This is a genomic window from Sphingobacterium corticis (genome assembly GCF_042684745.1).
GTDB lineage: Bacteria > Bacteroidota > Bacteroidia > Sphingobacteriales > Sphingobacteriaceae > Sphingobacterium > Sphingobacterium corticis.
The window spans coordinates 1,353,700-1,379,612 of the sequence record NZ_JBHUMA010000006.1; the positions used below are offsets into that span (position 1 = coordinate 1,353,700).

Here is a 25,913-nt window from a genome sequence, read left to right on the forward strand (position 1 = left end):
AATCCCGTAATTGCTCACGGGATTTTGTATATACTTTAAAGCGGTTAGCGATTAAATAAAATCAGCCCAGCTTGAACTTTCTTGATATTCTACGATCGGACTAGCGTCGTTGAAGTCAATGAAATCCGACAATAAAGCTTTCACATCCATTTCTACGTGTTTTGCCGCTTGATCGAACAAATCCTGACGGAATCCTTTGTCCACCATATTCTGCACGTACTGCAAACATACCAAACGTGCAATCGCTTTACCCAAAACAACCAACTGACGTTGTACTAAGTTTACGCCACTAATCGAAATATCAAAATGTTTCTTGAAGCGATCTGTTACTTGAGATGTGGAAACGTAAGAAGCTAAGAAGTTGCCTAAATGCGATTCTTTAGATTTTTTCATTTGCTTAGTCACGATTTCGGCAATCTGTGTATAAAGCATTTCGTTTGATCCTTCGAAAATTTGGAACGGACGGCTATCCACAATACCACGACCAGCAACATGATCCAATTTGTAACCGCTTGATCCTGCCAATTGGACAGCAATTTGAGCAGATTCCTGCATCAAATCCGTCACCAAAGCTTTCATGGAGTTTGCTTGTAAACCTTCAGTCGCCAAATCCTGATCAATTCCGCTCATGCTCGAGCTCCATGCACACATGCCTGAACATAATGTATAAGCTGCCTGAATTCTTGACAATTGATATTGTACAGAATCCACATGAATCAACGTATTTGGACCCACTTTACGTTGTGTACAATGAGCCAATGATTCGTCTAGCATGCGTTGGATGAAACCCATTCCCATCCCTGGAAATTGCAAACGGCTACGGTGCAAAATATCAAGCATCATCTTGATGCCAGTACTGTATTGTTGCAGTTTGTGGTTAGTAGGAACAGTTAGATCGATCGTATTCAATCCGTAAGGAATCATGTATAATCCCAAGTTGTTGAAGTAGTTTTCGACAGGAATATGCTGTTCCTTTTTGCTGTTATCAGTAACGAAAAATTCCACGTCACGTGCCAAATCACCTTCAGCAGATTTTTTACGAGCAGCGACAATCCAAAAGTCAGCCATTCCGGTTAACCCTTGCCAATGTTTCTGTCCCTCGAGTTTAAAACCATCCGCCAATTCGGTATAACTCGTACGCATATTTAATGCATCACTACCATAAGCAGGTTCTGTAATCATCAAACCACCCATCGCACGATCTTTCAAGAAGCGGTCAAAAATTCCTTGCTGAATATCTGCGTGGCCATATTTCGCCAACGGCTCCAAGAAAAGCGCAATGTTGATACCGAACGTTAATGAAAGCGGTAGTGATTCGTAAGAAGCAGCCGAAAGAATGCCAAGACATTCACGCACTTGTGCTCCGCGACCACCAAATTGATCCGGAATTGCTACCGAAAGCGGATTTAAATCCATTATGCCACGCCACACCTCATCAGGTAGACCCCGTTGCAGACTAAGTTCATCAATGTTGGACTCGCTGTGAAAAATCTCATGTAGACGTTTCTGGAATCTATCTATAAAAACCGCGTATTGTTCTTTCATTTATTTCTTTACGTACTTAATGGTATCAGCTTTGTCTCCTTTTCCTTTGGCAGACTAAACATTTCTTTATTTAGAATGCACAAATATAAAGGTTTGAGCATGATAAAGAGAATGACGAACATCATTCTAAAAAATAATTGCGGTTTTATTTGGTTAAAATTCGTTAATGATGTATAGATTTTAGATAATCAACCCATTTTTAACTGCGGTCTTTATTAATGCAGCAGAATTCTTAACGCCCAGCTTATCAATTAAATTCTGACGGTGTCCTTCTACGGTTCTTTTGCTTAAAAACAATTTGTCTGCAATCTCCATATTTGTGAAGCCCTCGCCTATCAGTTGCAAAATTTCATGTTCGCGATCGGAAATATCTACATTAATCAACGCCTCCGCGGCACTTTCCTCCAGTGCTACTGTCGATCGTATTTTATCCAACAACGTCATCGTAAGCTCTGCACAAATGTATGTGCCACCTTTTGACACTTGCTGAATAGCAAAAGATAGCTCTTCGTATGCAGAATTCTTTACCAAATAACCGTCTACCCCTAGGTCAAAGGCTTCAATGAGGTACTCGATTTCGGCGAGCATCGATAGAATAATTACCTTGACATCGGGATGATTCTCCTTCAAACGTTTGATCAATTCCATCCCACCAATTCCTTCCATGGTAAGGTCTGTGATCACTAAATTAGCTTCTCCGCCCTCTTCAACCAGACGCATCACTTCTTCCCCATTGTTAGCTTCGCCAACAACTTCCAAATCTTCTTGTGTATCTAAAAGAAGCTTTATTCCATTTCTGACTACAAGGTGATCTTCAGCGAGGATTATCTTTATCATAAAAATCTATTAATAGTAATTATTCCGCACATCCGATTTTTTCAAACGTGCTGGTAGTGCTTATAGAGCGCGCTCGTGAAGAATAACAGCCATTCACACGAAATTGTTTGTATATACAAACACAGATTACGCGAAACCTTTATAAGGTAAAAAGTTAACCAAAGAGAAATTTAATTTACTTTTTTATTGCTTTTATTTTTAGAAAGGTATATTTTAGCAAGCAAAATTACCCGTTATTATGCCGCGATCGTATTCCACCAGATTTGTACCCATCCAATCTTATGGTATGTTGCTTTACTCGGACATGTCTGATCGAATCGTTGCCGTAAGCGCCAACATATTTGATTTAATAGATGTGCCTACGGAAAAAATATTAGGTAAAAATGTGAATGCAGTTGCTCGAGCTTACTTACGTGATCAATACAATCCGATAAAAAGTGCACTTTCCGGGATCAAACTTCAGAAAATTACAAACAAAATTCTGGAGGTTTCCTTTGATAACGCGACCTATGTATTGCACATAACGCAATCTGCTCGACACATTCAATGGGAATGCGAAAAGAAAATTTCAGCAGACAAAGTAGAATTTCACATGGAGCGTATTTCTCAGGTGTTGGAGTCAAATTTTCCATCACTCTGGGATAATCTATGCAAAACGGTATTAAGCATCACCGGATTTGATCGCGCTTATGTTTGTCGTATTCATGATAATGGAGTCACGGAGGTTCTAGCCGAGAACCCAACAAATAAAACGGAAACGCTGCTGCATAGCCGATTTTCAAAAGCTTTTATGAGCGCTGAACATCGAAAATATTATACCACATCACGATATCGATATGCACCCGATTTATGGGCTCCACTGACGAAATTAATAATATGGAAAAACGAAGATATTGACCAAGCAAATTCAAATCTTTATCCGATGCCCCAACTCCATCGCGACTTCGCCACACGAGTCGGAGCGAAAGGAATTATCGCTTTTCCGTTGATGTCCGCCGGAAAACTTTGGGGCCTGTTATTCGCTCAATGCTTTGTTCCAAAGAGAATTAATTTGGCTCAAAGGCAATTGTGTGCATTGGTAAGCCTTTACGCCTCAAAAAAGAACGGATCCTACTCAAATCAATACTTGCAACGGTTCCAAACAACTATAAATCAATCGTTGATTAACCTACGCACCGAGCTTAGCCATTCTGCAAATATTGGTTGCACGTTGGTTAAACATAAAAATGCATTACTCAGTATTCCTCAAGCTGATGGTATGGCTATTTGCATCGACGATGAACTTAACGTATTTGGTACTTCGCCGACTAAGAATCAAATCACGCAAATCCTACAATATCTCCATATAAAGACAGAAAAATCACTATATATTGAAAGTGATTTTAGACAGCAATTTGCAGATCTAATTGAAGGAGATTTGAACAGTGCTGGCTTGATTGCGTTACGACTAGGTAGAAACCGAGAAGTTTGCATCCTTTGGTTCAGGGGAGAGGAAATTAACAGTATGTTCCAAACTGCGCCGCTTCCGTCAGAAAAGACGAATACCTCAAGCCAATTGCAATTTCCCGTGCTAAACAATTCATTTTGGGTAAAAACTATGGTGGATTCTTCTGGCCTTTGGAATGATAACGATCTCTACTTTATAAAATGTATTCGAAATATACTACGCGATACCATGTTGGCTAAAGCCAAGCAACAGGAACACATTAACCAGAAGCTGATTGAATTAAATAATGAATTAGAGATGTTGACCTTTACCCTTTCTCACGATCTGAAAAATCCACTGTCGGTAGTTAAACTTAGTGCACAAATTTTGGCTAGAAACTTAAACGGAGAACAAGCGAAATGGACAAACATGTTATCGGAAGGTGTTGCTGATATTGAAAATATGCTGAACAGCGTCTTCTCTATTGGCAAACAGAAAATATATCTTTATGAAAAAAACTATGTTCCTCTCGCTCCAATGGTGGAAAGGATTATCAAGCAAATGCATCTTTTGCAAGAGGATAAGGCTGCAGAAGTTACTTTGGGTGCGCTGCTTCCCCTTTGGGGAGACAAAAATCATCTACATCAGATTTTCCAGAATATTATCGGAAACGCCTTTAAGTACAGTAAAAATAGGCACCCACCTAAAATACATATCCTGAGCTATTTGAAAGATAGCCAGACTGTTTACGAAATACGTGATAATGGCATTGGTATACCGAAATCAGAATTAGAACAGATTTTTCACGTTTTTAGGCGATCAACAAACGTTGGAAATATTGATGGTACAGGTGTAGGCTTGGCGTTAGTAAGAAGAATACTAGATCGGATGGATGCAACGATAGCAATCAGCAGTGAAGAAAACGTGTATACGATTGTTCAACTATCCTTTAAAAATGTGCCACCAAGCGAAACGCATTGATGGCACTAAATCATTGTAAGTATACTGATCTTTACCAGTTGGTATCTGTAGGGTGAAAGAATATAAAATAGATAATAAGCAAAATTACTACCGCTGCTGCAATCACCCACTTAATCATTTGACCAGCAGGTTTATCATCAGGCTCCTCTTTAACTACTTCCGGGACTTTCTTTTCATTTTTCAACGGTCTTGCGTCATCCGTTGGGTTGGTGTTTGATGCTTCCATAATTACTCTCCTACTATTAAAGTTTAACCTAAATCTTCCATGGAACTTGTCAATGGAATCTTTAGTAAGAACTTGTTAAAGCCATTTTGGTTTGGATATTTACCAATAAATGCGTGATCTCGCTCAAACAATACGTATAAATACGCATCGTCTTAGAATCAATTTTTTGGTTGAATTACAAGGCGATTGCACTATTATGGACCTCCGCAACTCTAGCCTCTGGACTGTTTTCGTGCTCCGAACGCCGCAAATCACTTAATAGCTGTTGTTGGTTATAAAGCTCGGGCAAAGATTTAAACGCATAATATGAAACATCTTCCCATTCCATCCGCTCCAAAATAATTTCGTGCAATGCAATCGATCGTAAGATATTGTCGGTTGTCAAAGTAATGAAATCAGATTTAGAGAATACCGCATTCTTTTTAACACCTCTTTCTACGTTTTCCCAAATAGTATCAAAATCCGATTCGTCCAATGCGATAGAACGTCCATCGCAGAGGCTAAGAAATTCCGGCTGGGTTGCGGCATAGTAAGCATGAAAACGATCGCAAGCGTTCAAAATTTGTCGATCTGAATCTGCTGCTTCTGCTATTTGACAAAGTATCATGCCCTCAGTTCGTAGCATAAACAATTCGTTGATTACAAAAATCTCGTTTTCACTTTCCCGCTTCGTACCGTCGCAAGATTCGCTACCGAGCAAAGCAATCAACATCAATATGTAAGCTACATTTTTCATTTTCTACCTGCAAAACATATTATGTATTAACAAGTTTTGCATTTTTCAAAACCGAGTATAATTCACTAAAATGGCTAGGTATTTTTCGGCTTCAAGAAATGGGAAACAGATTTATTATAGTAAATCTGTTGAGGTAATTCACACCCGTGAAAATACCCGTTATGAAATCCCTATAAACATCTTTGTAGCACAACCGTTTTTCATATACATTAAACACCTATTCGTATGCAATACAGTAATCAAGAATGCGTAGAGCTACTCCAATCACTTATTGAAGGGAACCGAAATCGGATTTCTCTCCTGTCGGATGCTATCCGATATTTGGATAAAGATGTCGACAAACTCATAATAGCTGATTTAGAAAACCGTATTCAGCAATCGCAGCAGTTCAAGGCACAACTTACGCCATTGGTAGTGCGCGAAGGAGATAATGAAACAACTGCAAATGCTGGTGACGAAAATTCAAACCAAGCCGCTAAACGCGCTGGCCAAAAATCAGAGTCTACAAAAAGCACCATTATTGCCTCTTGTATTGCGGTTGAGGAAGATTTGATCCAGCGTTACGATGAAATCAAGCATTGCAACGAAATAATCGATGAGCAAATACATTCACTTGTATCAAGCCAAGAAGAATCAATAAAAGCATCTTTTGATAAACTGATAACTTATCAAACAGATATGTAATTCAATTTATAACCCTTAAACACGTATTATTATGCAGACAATCGACCTTGAATTAATCAAAGAATTGGCAAGTGTTCAGAATAAACCTTGTATATCATTGTATATGACAACGCATAAAGTACATCCAGCGAACGCATCGGATTCCATTTCTTTTAAAAACCTATACAAGCGAACACTCCATTTCATACAAGAGCAAAAACTGGAAAAACACGAACAACTTTTGAAACCATTAGAAAACCTAGCTTCGGACAAAAGCTTTTGGGATATGGGGACACATGGGCTGGCCATCTTTATTTCGGCGGACGACACGAAGATCATTCGTTTACCTGCAGAAGTTAAGGAAGTTTCGTGTGTTGCCAATTCGTTTTGTATAAAACCATTGTTTCAAATATATCAAGATAATCAACCTTATTACCTATTAGCTCTTAGTTTAGATAGCGTGAAACTCTTTAAAGGCGATAAACACCAAATCCAAGAAGTAGATACGACTGGAAAACTCCCAGCGAACATGAAGGACGCTTTGGGCGAGGATCTTACGGATAATCATTTCCATGCCTCCGTTGTAGAAGGTGCGGGATTACACGGCTATATGGAAAAAAGTCAAGAAGAAGATATTGATATGGACCGCTATTTTCGAAAGATCGATAAATTGTTGTCAGAACATTTCAATATTCCAGCGAAGACGCCGCTGCTTTTAGCTTCGTTGCCAGAGCATCATGCAGACTTCACACGTATCAGCAAAAATGCCAACCTGAATGAAAAGGCAATTCACATTAACCCACATGCACTCAATCGCGATGAATTGTTGCTCAAAGTCCAAGAACTATTGGAAGAAAAATTTCAAGATCGTAAAGACGAGTTATTAGCAAGACAACAATCTGCTTTACAGGAAAACTTAAGTAGCACCGAGCTAAGTGATATTATTCGCGATAGTTTAGATGGTAAAGTTGATGTGCTTTGCATTGAAAATGGAAAGTCAATCAAAGGACAAATTGATACGGAAAAGAGAACTCTGGATGAGTCGGAGGAATTAAGTACAGATGTAGTTAATGAATTGGTAAGAACGGTATTTAATTATGGAGGCAAAGTGATGGTTATGGAAGAAACCGACATGCCAACATCTGAAGGGTTGTTCACTATTAATCGGTATTAAGCAATAATTATAAGGAAAAACCCAGCTTCCACTTAGGCTACGCTGGGTTTTTTATGATCATAAGCCAATAGATTATCATTTTTAGACAAAATAACATATTTTAAACAAAATGTTTCAGATAGTGTAAAAAGCACACTATATTTGTGTCATCATAATTTAGGTTTATAATTGGTTAGTAAAGGTTTTCATTCTCCCCGTTTGAAAACCTTTTTTTTGTTTCCTAAAAACCTAAAGCTACAGCATATTCTCTTTTTACACCCGAAGTCATACAGGACATTTTTAATGAAATAAAGCCAGAAAAATGAATTTAATCAAGGTGTTAAGATAAAAAAATCGGAAAAACCGACTAAAAACCAGTAAAACAACCTGCATTAATAATAAATTAACACGAATTAAGTAATTTTTTAACACGAAAAATCTAAATAAAATGATTACCAAGAAGAAAAACCTACTAAAACCTCAACAATAACCATTATATCATCAAAAAGATTAGAAATTACCACAAATAATAAACGAATTTTATTTTTATTTTTTGTTTTTATAAAAAAAACATCTACATTTGATCATCATCATAACAAAAATTTAGGTTTATAATTGGTTAGCAAAGGTTTTCATCCTCCCCGTTTGAAAACCTTTCTTTTTTACTCGAAAATTTAGTAAAAATATGACCCAGATATTTTATCTTCAGCTTCAATCTATTTTGGCCAATTGTTTGTTAATAGATTACGATATATCTTATGCGTATTCCTCGATTTATCAAACCACTTATGCGGTTTTTATCCATATTTTGCTGTTGTAAAGCAACATATGCACAACACCCTGTGCACGAAGTGGAGATATCGAAACATATAGCAGATACTGCAACACAACGAGACCTGATCGATATTGGAAAAAAGCTATTAAAAATCAAACAACCTAGTGGTGTAGATAGTACAGGACAGAAAGTTTACTTTTCTTTTTTACCTTTTTCTACTAATGTGCCGGGGGGCGGACAAGCTTTAATTACAACCACTACAGCGGGCTTCTATTTGGGCGACCGATCGAACACCTATATGTCTAGAATGACATTCACTCCGTATACTAATTTCGGGCGTCGTTTTGGATTACCCATTCGTTCCTATATTTGGTTTAGAGAGAATAAATGGGTTATAGACGGTGATATTAGACTGTTAAAATATCCGATTGAAACATGGGGACTAGGTAGAGAGCACCACCACGACGATCATTTGATGATGGATTACACCTACTTACGTGTTTATCAACATGCCATGAAACGCATTAAAGACGGTCTATTTTTAGGTGGAGGATATAACCTTGACTATTGGATGAACATTCGTAGCCGGGAGCATATAGCATTAAGCGAGTACACAGGCTATCCTTATGGGACGGATGATCAGGATTATTCCATTTCCTCTGGGCTGAGCGCCAATTTGATTTACGATACAAGAGCAAATTCCATCAACCCGTGGGCGGGAAACTACGCTAACATCCGATTGAGGATGAATCCTAAGTTTATGGGTAGCGACCAGAACTGGAGTTCTTTATTCGTAGAGGCAAGGCGGTATCATCGATTTACACGCGATACTAACAAACAAAACATGCTGGCCATCCGCCATTTTTTATGGACGGTTTTCAATACGCATGCTCCATACTTAGACCTCCCTTCATTGGCGGGCGATACTTACAATACGTCGGGACGAGGATTTCCGTTGGGAAGATTTCGAGGAAAAACGCTTTATTATGCCGAAGCAGAATACAGACGCAACATTACGGACAACGGCTTATTCGGTTTTGTTGTTTTCGCTAACGCAACAACAGTAGATGGACCGGGAAGTAGGTTTTTTAAAAGCTGGAATATAGGATCCGGAGCTGGAGCACGCATAAAGTTCAATAAGAATTCGGGAACAAACATCGCAATCGATTACGGCATCAGTCGACATCATCGAGGTGTGCACTTGTCTCTGGGCGAGGTTTTTTAAAACCTTTACGGCATTAGCCTTGTTGATCGTACGAAAGGATCTTTATGACTAGAAGAGAACGTACAATCAATATCGCTCTTTGGGTTGCACAATCTAGTTTGGCAGCATCACTTCTATTTGCAAGCATACTAAAATTAACACAACCCATTTCAGATCTTTTAGTGTTATGGCCGTGGCTTGCTCGGTTTTCCAAATGGACAATCGCTTTAGGCATTTTAGAAATGCTACTAGGTTTGGGTATTATAATACCTGAACTTTTGAGGCGCGGGAGAAAGATAGTACCTTTTTCCGCGGCCACGTTAATTGTTTACAGTCTATTCTCCAATGGATTACTATTAAATAACGGCGAAATACAGTCAGCAGCAGGAGGTTTAGTTTCACTATTACTTTGCGTTTTTGTGCTATGGGGAAGAAGTAAATCGTCTTTTGACACCCCGACATAATATCTATTACGATTTAATGAAAATTTCGCCCTTTATGAAAAATTTGCTTTACTTCTTTCTGCTGTTCGCCTGATAAATTAACTAACATCTTGCTCACATCTACGCATTTTTTTGCTACCACATGAACCACATCGCCTTCGATTTGCACATGCCCATCGACCATCAGCAGTCGACTTCTCAACACCGCACGTTTATCGCGCTCAAACACTTTACTCCACACCACCAAATTCGAAAATCCGGTTTCATCTTCAATAGTAACAAACAACACGCCTTTCGCTGTGCCAGGGCGCTGACGAACGGTTACCAAACCGCAAACCCGGACAGGCAATCCATTCGTAAGTCCTCGAAGACCATCAGCAGGCGTAACCCGCAGCAACCAGAGCTGATTGCGTAAAAATGAAACTGGATGTTGGCGCACCGACAATCCCATTGTTGCGTAATCTTGTACAACATGCTCACTTTGTGAAAGCAAGGGCAATACGGTTTGCCCTTCCAATATCGTTTCTGAAGACAATCCTTCAAATAAAGCAACTGGCCGATCACCCAAAGCGGCAATTTCCCACAATGCTCGACGACGATCCATACCTATCGATTGAAAAGCATCCGCATTGGCTAAGAATTCTAACACAGTAACAGTAAATCCCTCGTTTGCTAAATCGATAATTGAGCTATACCGTGTTTCTCGACAAGCAACCAAGCGATTCATATCTTCTTCTTGCAAACCCTTTATCTGCCGAAACCCTAATCTCAATGCATGGTATCTCCCATCCAATTTTTCCAATGTATTGTCCCAAAAAGAATGATTGATATCCACAGGCAAAATAACCACATCATGTTTACGCGCATCAATAATAATCTGTGCAGGTTGATAAAAACCCATAGGTTGACTATTTAGCAATGCTGCTGCAAAAACATCGGGATAATAACACTTAATATAAGATGATATATAAACCAACAAAGCAAACGATGCCGCATGACTTTCCGGGAACCCATAACTTCCGAAACCTTCCAATTGTTTGAAAACACGCTGTGCAAATTCTTCTTTATAACCTTTCGCCAACATGCCATCCACCATTTTGCGATGAAATTGACTAACCTCACCTTTCGCTTTGAATGTTGCCATACTTCTTCGCAAAGCATCCGCTTCCGCTGGTGTAAATCCCGCTGCCACAATAGCAATTTCCATCGCCTGTTCTTGAAACAAAGGAACACCCAACGTTTTCTTAAGTATTTCTTTTATTTCATCGGACGGATAACTCACAAGCTCCTCTGCATTTCTGCGCCTTAAATAAGGATGCACCATATCGCCCTGAATTGGTCCGGGACGAACAATAGCTACCTCAATGACCAAATCATAAAACTTTCGCGGTTTTAACCTTGGCAGCATCGACATTTGAGCACGGCTTTCGATCTGAAATACACCTAATGTATCTGCTTTACAGATCATATCGTATACGTTGGCATCATCCTCTGGAACTGTTGACAAAGTAAATTCTGTTCCGTAATGCTGTTTCACCAAATCGAACGCTTTCCGCATACAGGTCAGCATGCCCAATGCCAAAACATCCACCTTCAAAAAACCCAAAGCTTCTAGATCATCTTTATTCCATTCCAGATTAGTACGCTGATCCATACGTGCATTTATAATCGGACACAATTGATGCAATGGTCCATCCGTGATGACAAAACCTCCAGTATGTTGCCCGAGCTGGCGAGGAAAACCAATATACTCCGCAGTGAGCGCCAAAACTTTCCGCAAATGCGGATCGGACAAATCAAATCCCTGCAGTGCAAGTTCAGCTTCATCTACCTCTTGTTGCCAATAGCCGCTGATCGAACTAGAAAGCTTCGCTACCGCATCTTGCGACAAGCCCATTACCTTGCCAACATCGCGCAATGCTCCTTTGGCACGCACTTGCGTAACAGTTGCCACAATCGCTGCACGATCGCGACCATATTTTTCGTAAATGTATTGAATCACCTCTTCACGACGTTCATGCTCAAAATCCACATCAATATCAGGCGGTTCATCGCGCGCTTCGGACATAAATCGAGCAAAAAGCAAACGGAATTTACTTGGATTAACAGAGGTAATACCCAGACAAAAGCACACGGTAGAATTGGCCGCAGAACCCCTTCCCTGACAAAGAATTCCTCGTTCACGCGCGAAGCGCACATAATCGTGCACGGTTAGAAAATAGGAAGCATAATTCTTCTTCTCAATAAAATCCAGTTCCATTTGAATGGTTTCTTCCACATTTTCAGGAATACCATCAATAAAAGCGCGGTTCGCTCCTTCCCACGTTAAGCGTACCAATTCTTCCTGAGGTGTGCGCCCATCTGCAGTTAGTTCTTCAGGATAGACATATTTCAATTCATCCAAGGAGAATAAACACATTTTGCCTATTTCTTGCGTACGAGCCAGCGCATCGGGATATGCACGAAATAATCGTTCCATTTCTTCCACCGATTTTAGATAGCGCTCGCCATTGCCGTGCAAAAGAAATCCTGCGTTATGAATCGTACATTTCTCGCGAATACACGTCAACACATCTTGTAGCTCACGCCGTTCTGAAATATGCGCGTGCACATCACCCAAAGCCACTAAAGGAATTTGGTAACGCTCCGCCAACTCATTTAATCTAAACAGCAGCTTCCCATCGTCTCCACGATACAACTTATGCATCCCTAAATACAGTTGATCACCCAACCTATCCGCATACTCTTCCACCGCCTTCATATAGTTACTTTCTAACTCAAAAGAGGATGTTAAACTATCTGGTGGCAAAACAACACAGCATAATCCTGCTGCATATTCGTACAAATCGGACTTATACAAATGGCAAGAACCTTTTTCGGCACGTCCATTTCCAATAGTGAGTAAAGTGGATAGCCGACCGTAAGCAGTTAAATCTTTTGGATAAACCAGCAAGCTAGGACCATCCAACAAATCCAATCGGCAACCCAAAATCAATCGGATGCCATATTTTTTGGCAGCAACATGCGCACGAACTACGCCAGCTAAGGTATTTCGATCCGTAATAGCCAAGGCTTGATATCCTAGTTTTTCTGCTTCCGCGAAGTATTCTTCTGGATGTGAAGCGCCACGTAAAAACGTGAAGTTGGTCGTTATTTGCAATTCTACATATCCCATAAACTGCTACGCGAAGAATCCATGCAAAAACCATTTTGCAGGCTTATCTCCATTATAATGTCCTGATCTATATATCCAATACCGACTTCCCTGCTGGTCTTCTACTTGGTAATAATCCCGATGATCACCTTCTTCCATCCACCATTCGCGCTCTATACGCTCGGGCCCGTCCGATTTACAAATTTTATGTACTACACCCAAATACGTAAACAGCATGGGTGGATAGTCGGGAATTGGAGCAGTTACAGCAATAGGAATGGCTTGAGGCAGCAATCGCGCTGGACGTGGGCGATTCGTTGTCCAAGTCAAACCGGAACGTTCTACAAGAGAATCCGACAATCGTATAGCGCGCTCCGGCCAGTAATGTGTGTCCGGCAAGAAACGTGAAACTTCACATCGTTCGCTTTTATTTTTAAGTCGATCAATCAATTCGGCCACCCCAGGATCAGTTAATCCGGTGCGCTGACTCCATAGTGCTTCTTGCGCCGCAGATAAATCTTCGATTCGGAAAGCCGAAAGCACAAAAAGCTCAATTCCTAGCGCAGGTTCTATGTCCGATATTTTTAAAGCAAATAGTTTGAAGAGATGTGCGACGTTTGCGGATGGACGGCTGGTTTGCACGCCGATTTGCTCTACTTTACCATCAACACGATACGCTTTCAATAACGCCCTGCGCAAACCTTTACCTTCATTATCCAATCGCATACAAAGTGATTCTAAAAGCTTAGTAATAGCGATTTCAATGCCGGGAACTGTGTTTACGGGTTCTAAACAAGCCAATCGCTCTTCGTAAGGAATAGGTGCCACAACGGGATCAATCCACTCTTCCTCTTGACCAAAAGTTTGTGCTAAACGGAGCAAAAGCTCCTCGCCAAATCTTCGACGCAATACCGAACGTTGCATAAAAGCGAATTGTCCGATCGTTCGTAAGCCCAATTTATACAAGCGATCTAAGATCGGTTGCGACAAGCGCAAAGCAGAAGCAGACATAGCTTGCAATGCATCCACATGCTTTCCGACCGGAATGATAGGTAATGCAGAAGCAAATCGAGCCACCGCCCAAGCAGCGCCATACGTATCGGCTAATCCCAACTTTATATGATAGCCTTTTTGCTGAAATGACTGTTGGATATAGCTAAGATAGGCTTCTTCGCCTCCCCATAAATGTGCACAACCTGATACATCCAATAGCAAACCCGTATCCGTTTTATCTACGGCTACCACGGGCGCAAAGCGAATACTCCAAACAGCGATGGATTTCAAAAGCTTTTCTTTCCATTGCGGCTTTTCTTCTACCGCTTCTAATGCAGGCACAAATGCTTTCGCATCTGCCAAAACCATTTCTGGATGCACTCCAAGCTGAACTGCCAAAGGATTCGCAGCTTGAATAACTTGTCGACCGTGCACCGCGGCCACCACCACAAATGGCATATCCCGACGAGTTGGTTGCTTTGCGGTTAACCAATCCGTCAACAAGTAGGGAAACCATATCGATAAGCATCTGCGCGTAGCCATAGTTAACCTATTTTACGCGGCGCCTCCAAAGTGCGCCATGTCATAGGTTTTTCTAACGTAAAACCATCCTCCACCAACCAACTTACCTTCCACTTGCCCGTTTTACCATTCCGCACTTTCAATAGCGAAACTTCCCAACATGGAAAGCCAATTCCAGGTAGTTCATCAACAGCTGCGCTCGGTAAAGAACGTATCTGCCAACGCGCTACGCAAGCTGTAGCATGCATATTCTTTTCAGAACGGCGCAGTATAAAACCCGTTACGCGGCTTTCTTCCACTGCCAATTGCAACCTGCGCGATTCTACAAAACTCAACTGGCTCACCTCCCCGACTACCGCTGCCAACCCTTTACACTTCAACGCTTCTTCGACCGCCCACAGCACTTCTCTCTCTGTACTCATCCGTACAAAAACCAAGCGATCGGGCGATATTCCGAAGCTAGACATCGCTGGCGGATAAATAATGGGTGATGTGCTAATCCAAAAACACACCCCATCCTTTTCCATCAGTTTTGACAAGATTCCAGCAATAAATCCAGAAGATGCCGCTCGATCTTCCGAGTGAAAACCTAAAAACTCATGCACACATCCCAATGGAAAAGTACCGTGTGGAAAAACCTGCTCTATAACACCTAATCCCAACGTACTTTTGGACTGATAAGGCGTCGAAACACCTTGCCAACCCAATATATCGCGTTGCAATTGTTTAACTAAAGCTGATTTATCCTGTATCATCATCGATGATTTTATTCTAATACAAGAACAAATTTAATACTAATTATTTTAGCTTTTTAATAATTTACTAAATAAATTAGCTTTACTTTTCCACATGTTGAGGCTTTTAGATTAGGAAAATATAATCCAAAGGTTGATCAATCAGTTGTATAAATGCATAGGATAGATTGGTATAATTGGTAAGTCTGCAACACAAAAAAAGCAGCGATAATTGCTTATCGCTGCTTTCTATAAATCCCGAAAGGGATGGAAATTACAATTTACCGATCTCTTGAGCTAGGTCGATGATTTTGTTGGAGTAACCCCACTCATTATCGTACCAAGAAACAACTTTCACGAAGTTATCATTCAAAGAGATACCAGCTTTAGCATCGAAGATAGAAGTACGAGCATCACCTAAGAAGTCTGTAGAAACTACTTCATCCTCTGTGTAACCCAAAATACCTTTCAATTCACCTTCAGAAGCTTCTTTCATTGCTGCTTTAACATCTTCGTAAGAAGCACCTTTTTCCAAACGAACGGTTAAATCCACTACAGAAACGTCAGCCGTAGGAACACGGAAAGACATACCAGTCAATTTACCTTTCAATTCTGGAAGCACTAAACCTACTGCTTTAGCAGCACCTGTAGATGAAGGGATGATGTTTTGGTAAGCACCACGTCCACCTCTCCAGTCTTTCGCTGAAGGGCTATCTACTGTTTTTTGTGTTGCAGTAACCGCGTGAACTGTAGTCATCAAACCTTCTGCGATACCGAATTTATCGTTCAATACTTTTGCTACTGGAGCTAAACAGTTTGTAGTACAAGATGCGTTAGAAACGATCGTGTGCTCTGCTGTTAAAGATTTGTGGTTTACACCCATTACAAAAGTTGGGGTATCATCTTTCGCTGGTGCAGACATTACTACTTTTTTCGCACCAGCATCGATGTGCTTCTGTGCAGATTCTTGCGTTAAGAACAAACCTGTAGATTCGATGATGATTTCAGCACCTACTTCGTTCCACTTCAAGTTAGCTGGATCGCGCTCAGCAGTTACGCGGATTGTTTTTCCGTTTACCACCAAGTTACCATCTTTCACTTCAACTGTACCATCAAATTTGCCGTGAGTTGAATCGTATTTCAACATGTAAGCCATGTAATCTGGCTCTACCAAATCGTTGATTCCAACAACTTCGATATCTTCACGTTTTACCGCTGCTCTGAAAGCTAATCGGCCAATACGACCAAATCCGTTAATTCCAATTTTCATATGTATATAATTTATTATTTAATGCATACACAGCATGCGTTTGACCACATCCTATATAAAACTAATTTTTACTTGTATAATACTTAATTAAATTCTGCACCGGTTCGTGAATAATTGTACCGATCGGCATGTGATATTCTTCGGCCAACTCTATCAACCACGGAGCATATTTACTCGCTACTGATCCTGTAAAATTAACTACGGAGTCTGGATAAGCTTCGGAAAGTGGAAGCACGTATGTTTTTATATATTTTTCCAATCCACGCTTTATAATCCCAGACATATAAGGATCCTCTTTGTTTTCCAAAATAAAATCGGAGAACGAATTCAGAAAGATGTTGGGATTAGGTTGATTGTAGATTTTTTCCATGATAATCTTACGATCAACCGGATGGCTTTGCAAGAATTTCTCGCGAAAACCTTGCGGCATTAAATCGCTCAACAAATCACGAAGCAACTGACGCGCTAACCAATTCGAAGAGCCTTCGTCAGCCATGATATAGCCCAAACCATAATTGTTAGGCACAATCTTTTTACCGTTATAATACGCAGCATTCGATCCACTACCAATGATGCCTACAATGCCTTTTTCATTTCCGAATGTAGCAATAGCAGAAGCTAAAATATCGTGATGCACCTTTACCTTCGCGTTTTTGAAAAATTCTTGGAAAACGCGATGCACTTTCTCTTGCCGATCTTCTGAGGAAGCTCCGGCACCGAAGAAATAGATTCTACGGATTTTTTCCGCGTTGTTTATTAGGTGTGTGTTACGATTAAATATTTGATAAATCGCACGCTCATCCATCACATAGGGATTGATTCCGGTAGTTTTAAAACCATACAGTACCCTACCCTTCTCGGCTAATCGCCAATCTGCGTATCTGGAACCGCTGTATACTACTACAATCATATCTTTTCTTATCGCTGGCTTATTCTTACAATTAAATGGACATTACTTTAGAAATCTCCAAAAGTTCTTCATCCAACTTAAACACGTCACTATGCAAAGCTACATGCAGTGGCGTGGTTACAATTTTATTCCCTTTGAAACCGATAGTCGATTTTGAATTCCCATTCAACAATTCCTTCACTGCATGATAGCCCATTCTAGTAGCTAAAATACGATCAAAACTGCTTGGCGAGCCACCGCGTTGCAAGTGCCCTAAGATACTAACTTTTGTATCAAAAAAATCGAACTTTTCTTTAACGCGTTTTGCTACGTTATATGCACCTCCATTCTTTTCGCCTTCGGCTACAATCACGATCATGGAAGATTTATTTAGATCCATACCATCTTCCAGTAACTGGATCAATTCATCGATGGCTGTGTCTTTTTCGGGCATCAAAATCGCTTCAGCACCCGCGGCAACACCTGCATTTAAAGCAATACAACCCGAATCGCGCCCCATCACTTCTACGAAAAACAAACGACTGTGCGAAGCGGCAGTATCTCGAATTTTATCGATAGCCTCAATCACCGTATTGTTCGCCGTATCATAACCGATCGTATAATCCGTGCCGAACAAATCATTATCGATCGTCCCAGGAATACACATGACCGGAATATCGTATTCTTCCGAGAATTTCTCCGCGCCAGTAAATGTACCATCTCCACCGATCGTAACCAGTGCATCGATTTCAGCGTTTTTCAAATTTTCGTAAGCGGTAGCACGTCCTTCTTTTGTACGAAATTCTGGACAACGTGCCGATTTCAGGATGGTACCTCCCTGCGTAATGATTGAACTTACAGAGCGACTGTCCATATCGAACATATCGTTTTCAATTAAGCCTTCATAACCTCTGTAAATCCCTGTTACTTGTATTTCATGATATAAGGCAGTACGCACTACAGCACGGATTGCTGCATTCATACCCGGAGCATCTCCTCCGGATGTAAGTACGCCTATTCTTTTGATGCTTGTCATTAAGTTTACTCTTCAGATATTATACGAATATAATGTGTATTTATTACACTATTAAATTTTTTTTCAGAATCTTTGCGTTTTAACGATATTTTGCAGATAATTGTTACTTTGTTTTAACCAGTTTGTATAGAAATTAAAGGGAGGTTAGTGCATTCTCAGTTTACCATCGATTGTGTCATATTAAGTTTTGATAACGGAAAGTTGCAAGTGCTCCTCACCGAACGCAACGAATATCCGTATAAAGATTGGTGGTCTATACCCGGTTACTTTGTTGATAAGTACGAAGAAATGGAAGACGCAGTTTCTCGTATTTGTCATGAAATGACGGGCTTGAAGAATATCTACATGGATCAGTTGGCCGCGTTCGCCGGTGTAAAACGACATCCGGAAGGGCGAATTTTGACTGTAGCGTACTTGGCTTTAGTACAATACGACAACATCAAAAATAAAATTAAACCTGTATCTAGCTACATGAAGCAAGCCAAATGGTTTGCCATTGATGAACTACCGGACTTGGCTTTCGATCACCTAGATATTGTTAATAAGAGTTTAGAACGACTCCGCGAAACCATCTCCTATTCCACCTCGCTATATGAGCTATTGCCGGAAAAGTTTACTTTGACGCAATTACAACAACTCCAAGAAGCTATTCTCGGAAAAGCATTAGACAAAAGAAATTTTCGTAAGAAAATTAACTCATTAGGTTATCTAAAACCTTTGGAGGAATATCAGAAAGGCGTTTCTTACCGCGCGGCAAAGCTCTATAAATTAGATCGCCGAAAATTCTTAAAAGTTATCGGATAAAATTCCTTCCACCCACCCCATTATTAATTTGTTGTTAACACAACATTTCTTGATAAGATATTTTGTCTGCAAAATGTCTTTTTTCATTTTTTCCATACATGGTAATAACTCTTTTCATACTTTTGAACAATTTTTAACAAAAGTCAAAAAGTATAAAATATAAAAGATGTCAGAAACCAAAAGAGAACAGATCATAGAATCGGCCCTTAAACGCTTCTCGCATTTCGGGTTTCAGAAAACTTCTATGAACGAGATTGCCGATGATTTACGCATCACTAAAGCCAATCTATACTATTACTATCCAGACAAATCGAGTCTTTTGCGCGACTGCGTAAAATCGGTAGCTCAAGAAATGTCGGAAAAGGAATTGAATATTATTGAAACATATGAAGGCGGTCTTTTGGGCACCTTATTCTCTTTGTTCGAATTGCATACCGCCTACGCCAAAGATTATTACATGCTTTCACTTTATGAGAAGGTAGAAATTATCAAAGAAATAAGCATGCAATGTATGGTACTGGAATTTGACGAACGAAACAGAGGAAATTTGAAGCTATTATTCCAACGTGCAATTGACAACAATGAGTTAAAGTTGGAAGATATTGATAACGCCTGTTTAGCATTCCACGAGATTATAAAGGGCTTGTCCATGTTCCACAAGATCTCCGATATCATTACGGGAATCCCAAATTTGGATAGCACCGACAACACATTGGCTAGCCAAAAACGCGCTGCTCGATTTATTTTAGAAGGAAAATTAATAAGTAAATAACAATAATGAAACGTATAAAACTGATCGCAATCATGGTGTCGGGCTTACTCGCCTCACCTTCCTTATTCGCCCAGGAGAAACTGACCCTGCAACAGGCCATCCGCTATGCTTTGGAGAACAAGGTAGACGCACAAAAGTCAAGACTGGATATTGCTAACGCAGAAAACAAGATTGACGAAACACGTTCTGGCGCACTTCCTCAAATTAACATTAGCGGAGGTTTTACCTACAATGCTATCATTCAGAAAAATGCGATTGACATTGGTGCTTTAGGGGGCGGACTTCCCGGCACAGGTGGTGAAGCCGAAGCGCCACCAGCGGCTGAAGGCGAAGAAGGTCAATTGGTATTGGTGGCATTCGGGACGCCCTGGATTTCCCAAAACGTGCTATCGTTGGATCAGCAAATTTTCAATCAGGCACTATTTACCGGGTTAAAAGCAGCGAAGACCTCCCGTGAATTTTATCAAATTAATAATACGCTTACTGAAGAGCAATTAATTGAAAAGATTGCAAACGCCTATTACGATGTTTTCCAAACCCAACAATCGCTGAAAACCGTACAAACAAATCTCGATAACACACGCAAAAGCATGGAGATTATTCGTGGATTATATGAATCAGGTTTGCAAAAGAAAATTGACTTAGATCGTATTCGCGTAGCGGTAACCAATTTAGAATCCCAAAAACAGCAAACCCGCAATGGTCTGGAATTAAAGATGAATGCTTTGAAGTTCGCTATGGGTATGAACATCTCTAACTCCATCGTTCTTCCAGAAGAAACATTTGAGGTGGATTTAGCAAAAGTTTACGATGACGGTAACACGGAAAACAGAACGGAAATCCGTTTGATGGACAAACAAGCTGAATTGTTAACGCTAAATAGAAAAGCGATTGTTGCCGAATACTATCCGACCATTTCGATGACAGCAAATTATGGTTTGATGGGTTTCTCCAATGATTTCTTCATCACTAAACCATCCGCTTCACGTTGGGCAGACTTCTCCGCGATTGGTCTAAACATCAAGATCCCTATTTTCAACGGATTTGCGACAAGAAGTAAAGTACGCCAAGCAGATGTTGATATTCAAGCATTAAAATACGATCGTATCGAAACCAAATTAGCTTTAGATATGGCGAATGAAAATGCCAAATCTCAAATGAAAAATACGCTATTAGTAATCCAATCGAATGAGGATAACGTGGCGCTAGCGAAAGAGGTATTGACTGATACAGAAAACAACTACAAAAACGGTTTGGCTACACTAACGGAGTTATTGGATGCCGAGAAAGCATTTGCCGATGCGCAAAATAACTACACTACTTCCTTACTTGATTATAAAGTATCGGAAATCCAGTTAATAAAGGCTAAAGGAGAATTAAAATCACTTATCAACGAATAACATAACTTATACAATGAAACGTACAATTATTACAATACTACTTATAGGTGCTGCCCTTGCCGGTATCGTCTATTTATTACAGAAAAACAAGGCGAAAAACGATTCAGAAACGGAACAAGCTGCAGCTACAAATCCAAAAGTGACCGTCCGTACCGATACGGCAAGCAATAAAGTAGTGGATTTGGCTTACATGGCTAACGGTACTTTCGAACCTAAACAAATGGTAACTGTATCTGCGGAGGCGCAAGGTCGTGTTGTTCGTGTATCTGTGGATGAGGGTAGCCAAGTGAGAGCAGGACAGACATTAGCTGTGGTGGAATCAGATCGTACGAATGTGAACGTAGCCAATGCAGAAGTAAATGTTACGCAAGCAAAACGCGATTTAGATCGTTATGAAAGCGCTTTTAAATCTGGCGGTGTAACGGAGCAACAATTGGATCAAATGAGATCGCAATATGAAACGGCTCAAAACAATATGCGCACAGCGCGCTTGAATGCAGGTGATGTAACGATCAAAACGTCCGTTGCCGGAATTGTAAACGCTCGTAAAATTGAGCCGGGAACGTATGTAAGCCCAGGTACGCCAGCTTTCGACATCGTCAACGTAAGCTCCTTAAAACTTCGCGTAAATGTAGATGAGAAGAACGTAGCGACGTTAAGCGTTGGTCAACAGGTCGAAGTAGCCGCCAGCGTTTATCCGGAAGATACGTATACCGGTAAAATCACTTTCATTGCTCCTGTAGCTGATGGAAGCTTGAACTTTCCAGTAGAAATCGAAGTACAAAACAACAGCAAACAATCATTGAAAGCCGGCATGTACGGTACGGCTAAATTCGGTGTGAATAACAAAGCAGATCTATTAATTATTCCTCGTACAGCCTTTGTTGGTTCAGTAAGCGACAACCGAGTATTCGTTGCACGTGACGGTAAAGCCGTAGAAACTAAAGTTGTTTCAGGGCGTAGCTTCGGTAACTTCATCGAAGTACTTTCCGGCCTTCAGTCAGGCGATATCGTCGTTACATCAGGTCAAATCAACTTGATGAACGGAACAGAAATCGAAATTATTAAGTAAGCTAGCTCTCAACATATTAAGCATGAAAATTAGTGAAATTTCTATAAAGCGGCCCAGCATTATTATAGTGCTGTTCATTATCCTGACGCTGGGCGGTCTATTCTCGTATTCCCAATTGGGATATGAGTTGATTCCAAAATTCGAAACCAACGTAATTACGGTGCAAACGGTTTACCCGGGAGCATCACCTACTGAAGTAGAAAATACCGTAACTCGCGTGATTGAGGATGCAGTATCATCGCTGGAAAGTATCAAAAAGATTGAGGCAACCTCAATGGAAAACGTATCCATCGTGATGATTACTTTGAACACCGGAGCTGATGTCAACTTCTTGCTGACAGATGCACAGCGTAGAATCAACGCGGTGTTGAATGATTTACCGGACGACGTAGATCCGCCATCGTTGAACAAATTCTCTTTGGACGACGTAGCAATTATGAGTTTGGCGGTAACGTCGAACTTATCGGAAAAAGATTTATACGATTTGTTGGATCAAAAAATTCAACCAGTATTTGCACGTATCAACGGTGTAGCTAAAGTAGACATGGTCGGTGGCGAGCAACGTCAGATTCAGGTACGTATCGATCCCGACAAATTGCAAGGTTACCGTTTGCCTCTATCTCAAGTACAACAAACTATTGCATCTTCCAACTTAGATTTCCCGACAGGTAGTGTAAGTACGGACGAGAAACGTACCACCATTCGTTTAGCAGGTAAAGTAACGACCATTGACGAACTACGTAATTTGCCAATTACGACATCCGCAGGTTCTATTATCTACTTACGCGATATTGCAGACGTACAGGACGGTATTGCTGAGGTAGAAAAAATCGCACGTTTGGATCGTCAGAACACCATTTTATTGCAGGTGTTCAAGCAATCGGATGCGAATGCGGTGGAAGTATCTGAATTGGTGAAAAACACCATTGCAGAGGTGCAGACAGACTACGCGGAAAATAACATCAACATTCTTTTAGCAAGCGATTCCTCTGAATTTACGCTTAGCGCTGCCGACAACGTGGTGCATGACTTGGTGATAGCGATTGTTTTGGTTGGTTTCATCATGTTATTCTTCTTACACAGTTTGCGCAACGCGGCAATTACCATGGTAGCCATTCCTTTATCCCTTATTGCTACTTTTATTGGGTTGCTTCTTATGGGTTACACGCTGAACTTGATGTCACTTTTAGCGTTATCACTGGTTGTAGGTATTTTGGTGGATGATGCGATTGTGGTTTTAGAAAATATTCACCGCCACATGGAAATGGGTAAAAACAAAGTTCGTGCTGCGTATGATGGAGCAAGTGAAATTGGATTTACCGTATCAGCAATTACGTTAGTAATTATTGTCGTATTTTTACCGATTGCGCTTTCTTCTGGCTTGGTAGCCGACATTCTGAAACAGTTCTGTGTTACGGTAATCATATCTACTTCCCTGTCCTTCTTAGTATCATTTACAGTTGTTCCATGGTTATATTCTCGTTTCGGAAAACTAGAACACACAAGCAAAACGTCGTTCTTCGGAAAAATCATACATGGTTTTGAAGCGGGATTAACAAGCTTCACACACTGGATTTCTGATCTATTGAAATGGTCGATCAAGAATAGAGCAACCAAATTAGCTACGCTATTTATTGCATTAGTATTGTTCTTTGCTTCGATCGCATTGTTACCAATGGGTTTCATCGGATCCGACTTTTTCCCAAGTAGTGATCGTGGAGAATTCTTGGTGCAATTAGAATTGGAGAAAGATGCGTCGTTGCAAGTTTCTAACCAATTCGCGCAACGTGCAGAAGCGTACATGGCCGACAAACCGGAAATTGACCGGATGATTACTTCTGTAGGTCAAGCGAGCGATGGGGTGATGTCAACCGGAGGTTCTCGTTACAAGTCAGAGATTCAAGTGTTCATCAAAGATGAATATAAAACCAAGCTGAACTCACGCGTTTATTCCGCACAATTGAAACGCGAACTAGAAAACCTTTTGGTAGGACCAAAAATAAAAATGGTGGCCATTGGTTTAATAGGCGCCGAGCAAGCTCCGTTAAAGCTGACCGTCATTGGTTCTAGCATGGAGGATGCACTTGAATTTGCAGAACGTGCGGCAGATGCTTTACGTGAGGTACCTGGTGCGGTGAGTGTAAAATTAACTTCCGAAACAGGTAATCCGGAAATCAACGTCGAAGTAGATCGTGAAAAAATGACCTCCCTAGGTTTGAATATTTCTACGATCGGTATGAGCATGCAAACGGCATTCGCGGGTAATACGGATAATAAGTTCCGCGCGGGTGACAACGAGTACGAAATCAATATTCAGTTCGACGATAAAGGTCGATATGATATCGGAAACGTACGTAATTTGGAGTTCATCAACAATAATGGCGAAACCATTAAGTTGGAACAATTTGCTAATGTGAGATACAGTTCGGGTCCTTCTTTACTGGAACGTCGGGACAAATCACCTGCTGTATCAGTAGAAGGCCAAGTAATCGGTCGTTCCGGTGGTGCTGTAGCTGCAGATTGGGAAGAGAAATTTTCACAAATGGATCGCGCAGCAGGTGTTCAATACGTATGGGGTGGTAACATGGAAAATCAATCTGAAGGTTTTGGTACATTAGGTGTTGCTCTGATTGCTTCTATCCTCTTGGTTTACTTAGTAATGGTGGCATTGTATGATTCATTCGCTACGCCATTCATCGTATTGTTCTCCATTCCGCTGTCTTTCATCGGAGCATTGTTGGCATTAGCGTTAACGAATCAATCATTGAACATCTTTACCATTTTGGGTATCATCATGTTGATCGGTTTGGTAGCGAAAAACGCGATTCTATTAGTAGATTTTGCGAACCACAAGAAGGATGCCGGCGCAAATACACACGATGCGTTGGTTGCAGCCAACCACGCTCGTCTACGTCCGATTTTGATGACGACAATCGCGATGGTGTTCGGTATGATTCCTATTGCTATAGCAACAGGTGATGGTGCAGATACCAACCGTGGTTTGGCGATTGTCATTATCGGTGGTCTATTATCTTCATTGTTCTTGACGTTGGTCATCGTTCCCGTTGTTTACTCCATCTTCGATGGCTTACAACGCCGTTTCGGTAAAGGTGAAAAAGCAGATTACGAAAACTTAATGGTAGAAGATTTTGAGCTTCGTGACGACTACGTTGATGAGTTGGATGTGAAACACACCTAATCATTGATTAATTACAATTAAACAATAAAAACCCTTTTAATACCAGCCCCGTCATGCGTTTGACGGGGCTTTTTTATAT

At 40.7% G+C, this 25,913-nt stretch carries 20 protein-coding genes; 10 read left to right on the plus strand and 10 right to left on the minus strand.

Features of this window, described 5'->3' with window-relative positions; translation table 11 throughout:
- Nucleotides 1-51 precede the first annotated feature (51 nt).
- On the minus strand, nucleotides 52-1,545 hold the full coding sequence (locus tag ACFSQ3_RS11785; RefSeq protein ID WP_380869751.1) for an acyl-CoA dehydrogenase family protein: 1,494 nt from the start codon (nucleotides 1,543-1,545) through the stop codon (nucleotides 52-54).
- Nucleotides 1,546-1,725: 180 nt separating this feature from the next.
- Nucleotides 1,726-2,382, minus strand: a complete 657-nt coding sequence (locus ACFSQ3_RS11790; protein ID WP_380869752.1) for a response regulator — start codon at nucleotides 2,380-2,382, stop codon at nucleotides 1,726-1,728.
- A gap of 304 nt (nucleotides 2,383-2,686) precedes the next feature.
- Here ACFSQ3_RS11790 and ACFSQ3_RS11795 point away from each other — a divergent pair, with 304 nt between their 5' ends.
- A complete protein-coding gene (locus tag ACFSQ3_RS11795) occupies nucleotides 2,687-4,789 on the plus strand; it encodes an ATP-binding protein (RefSeq protein WP_380869753.1) in 2,103 nt (700 codons plus the stop codon).
- 31 nt (nucleotides 4,790-4,820) lie between these two features.
- Here ACFSQ3_RS11795 and ACFSQ3_RS11800 read toward each other — a convergent pair whose 3' ends face one another.
- Both ACFSQ3_RS11800 and ACFSQ3_RS11805 read right to left on the minus strand, forming a co-directional pair.
- On the minus strand, nucleotides 4,821-5,015 hold the full coding sequence (locus ACFSQ3_RS11800; protein WP_380869754.1) for a hypothetical protein: 195 nt from the start codon (nucleotides 5,013-5,015) through the stop codon (nucleotides 4,821-4,823).
- A 175-nt stretch (nucleotides 5,016-5,190) separates the two neighbouring features.
- The gene (locus tag ACFSQ3_RS11805) at nucleotides 5,191-5,751 is read right to left on the minus strand and encodes a hypothetical protein (RefSeq protein ID WP_380869755.1); all 561 of its coding nucleotides are present in this window, start codon (nucleotides 5,749-5,751) and stop codon (nucleotides 5,191-5,193) included.
- Between the two features lie 225 nt (nucleotides 5,752-5,976).
- On the opposite strand from ACFSQ3_RS11805, the gene ACFSQ3_RS11810 reads away from it, so the two are divergent.
- The 4 genes from ACFSQ3_RS11810 to ACFSQ3_RS11825 all read left to right on the plus strand — a co-directional run bounded on the left by ACFSQ3_RS11810 (nucleotide 5,977) and on the right by ACFSQ3_RS11825 (nucleotide 10,010).
- Nucleotides 5,977-6,435, plus strand: coding sequence for a hypothetical protein (locus ACFSQ3_RS11810; RefSeq protein ID WP_380869756.1), 459 nt, complete (start codon nucleotides 5,977-5,979; stop codon nucleotides 6,433-6,435).
- 103 nt (nucleotides 6,436-6,538) lie between these two features.
- A complete protein-coding gene (locus ACFSQ3_RS11815) occupies nucleotides 6,539-7,588 on the plus strand; it encodes a baeRF3 domain-containing protein (protein ID WP_380869757.1) in 1,050 nt (349 codons plus the stop codon).
- A gap of 737 nt (nucleotides 7,589-8,325) precedes the next feature.
- Nucleotides 8,326-9,567, plus strand: coding sequence for a BamA/TamA family outer membrane protein (locus ACFSQ3_RS11820; RefSeq protein ID WP_380869758.1), 1,242 nt, complete (start codon nucleotides 8,326-8,328; stop codon nucleotides 9,565-9,567).
- A gap of 44 nt (nucleotides 9,568-9,611) precedes the next feature.
- Nucleotides 9,612-10,010 (plus strand): DoxX family protein, encoded by a 399-nt coding sequence (locus ACFSQ3_RS11825; RefSeq protein ID WP_380869759.1) that lies wholly within the window; start codon nucleotides 9,612-9,614, stop codon nucleotides 10,008-10,010.
- Between the two features lie 13 nt (nucleotides 10,011-10,023).
- Here the strand turns inward: ACFSQ3_RS11825 and ACFSQ3_RS11830 are convergent, their stop codons facing one another.
- The 6 genes from ACFSQ3_RS11830 to pfkA all read right to left on the minus strand — a co-directional run bounded on the left by ACFSQ3_RS11830 (nucleotide 10,024) and on the right by pfkA (nucleotide 18,587).
- Nucleotides 10,024-13,164, minus strand: coding sequence for an error-prone DNA polymerase (locus tag ACFSQ3_RS11830; protein ID WP_380869760.1), 3,141 nt, complete (start codon nucleotides 13,162-13,164; stop codon nucleotides 10,024-10,026).
- Between the two features lie 6 nt (nucleotides 13,165-13,170).
- Complete coding sequence (locus tag ACFSQ3_RS11835; protein ID WP_380869761.1) at nucleotides 13,171-14,679, minus strand: Y-family DNA polymerase; 1,509 nt, start codon at nucleotides 14,677-14,679, stop codon at nucleotides 13,171-13,173.
- 2 nt (nucleotides 14,680-14,681) lie between these two features.
- Nucleotides 14,682-15,416: an ImuA family protein gene (locus ACFSQ3_RS11840; protein ID WP_380869762.1), complete on the minus strand. Its 735-nt coding sequence runs from the start codon at nucleotides 15,414-15,416 to the stop codon at nucleotides 14,682-14,684.
- A gap of 250 nt (nucleotides 15,417-15,666) precedes the next feature.
- Nucleotides 15,667-16,662, minus strand: a complete 996-nt coding sequence (gene gap / locus ACFSQ3_RS11845; protein WP_380869763.1) for a type I glyceraldehyde-3-phosphate dehydrogenase — start codon at nucleotides 16,660-16,662, stop codon at nucleotides 15,667-15,669.
- Nucleotides 16,663-16,723: 61 nt separating this feature from the next.
- The gene (locus ACFSQ3_RS11850) at nucleotides 16,724-17,572 is read right to left on the minus strand and encodes a hypothetical protein (RefSeq protein ID WP_380869764.1); all 849 of its coding nucleotides are present in this window, start codon (nucleotides 17,570-17,572) and stop codon (nucleotides 16,724-16,726) included.
- Between the two features lie 31 nt (nucleotides 17,573-17,603).
- Nucleotides 17,604-18,587: a 6-phosphofructokinase gene (pfkA, locus tag ACFSQ3_RS11855; RefSeq protein ID WP_380869765.1), complete on the minus strand. Its 984-nt coding sequence runs from the start codon at nucleotides 18,585-18,587 to the stop codon at nucleotides 17,604-17,606.
- Nucleotides 18,588-18,734: 147 nt separating this feature from the next.
- Between pfkA and ACFSQ3_RS11860 the strand changes: the two genes are divergently transcribed.
- The 5 genes from ACFSQ3_RS11860 (at nucleotide 18,735) to ACFSQ3_RS11880 (ending at nucleotide 25,834) form a co-directional block, all read left to right on the plus strand.
- The gene (locus tag ACFSQ3_RS11860; protein WP_380869766.1) at nucleotides 18,735-19,391 is read left to right on the plus strand and encodes an NUDIX hydrolase; all 657 of its coding nucleotides are present in this window, start codon (nucleotides 18,735-18,737) and stop codon (nucleotides 19,389-19,391) included.
- A gap of 166 nt (nucleotides 19,392-19,557) precedes the next feature.
- The gene (locus ACFSQ3_RS11865) at nucleotides 19,558-20,163 is read left to right on the plus strand and encodes a TetR/AcrR family transcriptional regulator (RefSeq protein ID WP_380869767.1); all 606 of its coding nucleotides are present in this window, start codon (nucleotides 19,558-19,560) and stop codon (nucleotides 20,161-20,163) included.
- Nucleotides 20,164-20,168: 5 nt separating this feature from the next.
- Nucleotides 20,169-21,563, plus strand: coding sequence for a TolC family protein (locus ACFSQ3_RS11870; RefSeq protein WP_380869768.1), 1,395 nt, complete (start codon nucleotides 20,169-20,171; stop codon nucleotides 21,561-21,563).
- 13 nt (nucleotides 21,564-21,576) lie between these two features.
- Nucleotides 21,577-22,635, plus strand: coding sequence for an efflux RND transporter periplasmic adaptor subunit (locus ACFSQ3_RS11875; protein WP_380869769.1), 1,059 nt, complete (start codon nucleotides 21,577-21,579; stop codon nucleotides 22,633-22,635).
- A gap of 22 nt (nucleotides 22,636-22,657) precedes the next feature.
- Entirely contained in the window at nucleotides 22,658-25,834 is a 3,177-nt protein-coding gene (locus ACFSQ3_RS11880; protein WP_380869770.1) for an efflux RND transporter permease subunit, read from the plus strand.
- Nucleotides 25,835-25,913: the final 79 nt, after the last annotated feature.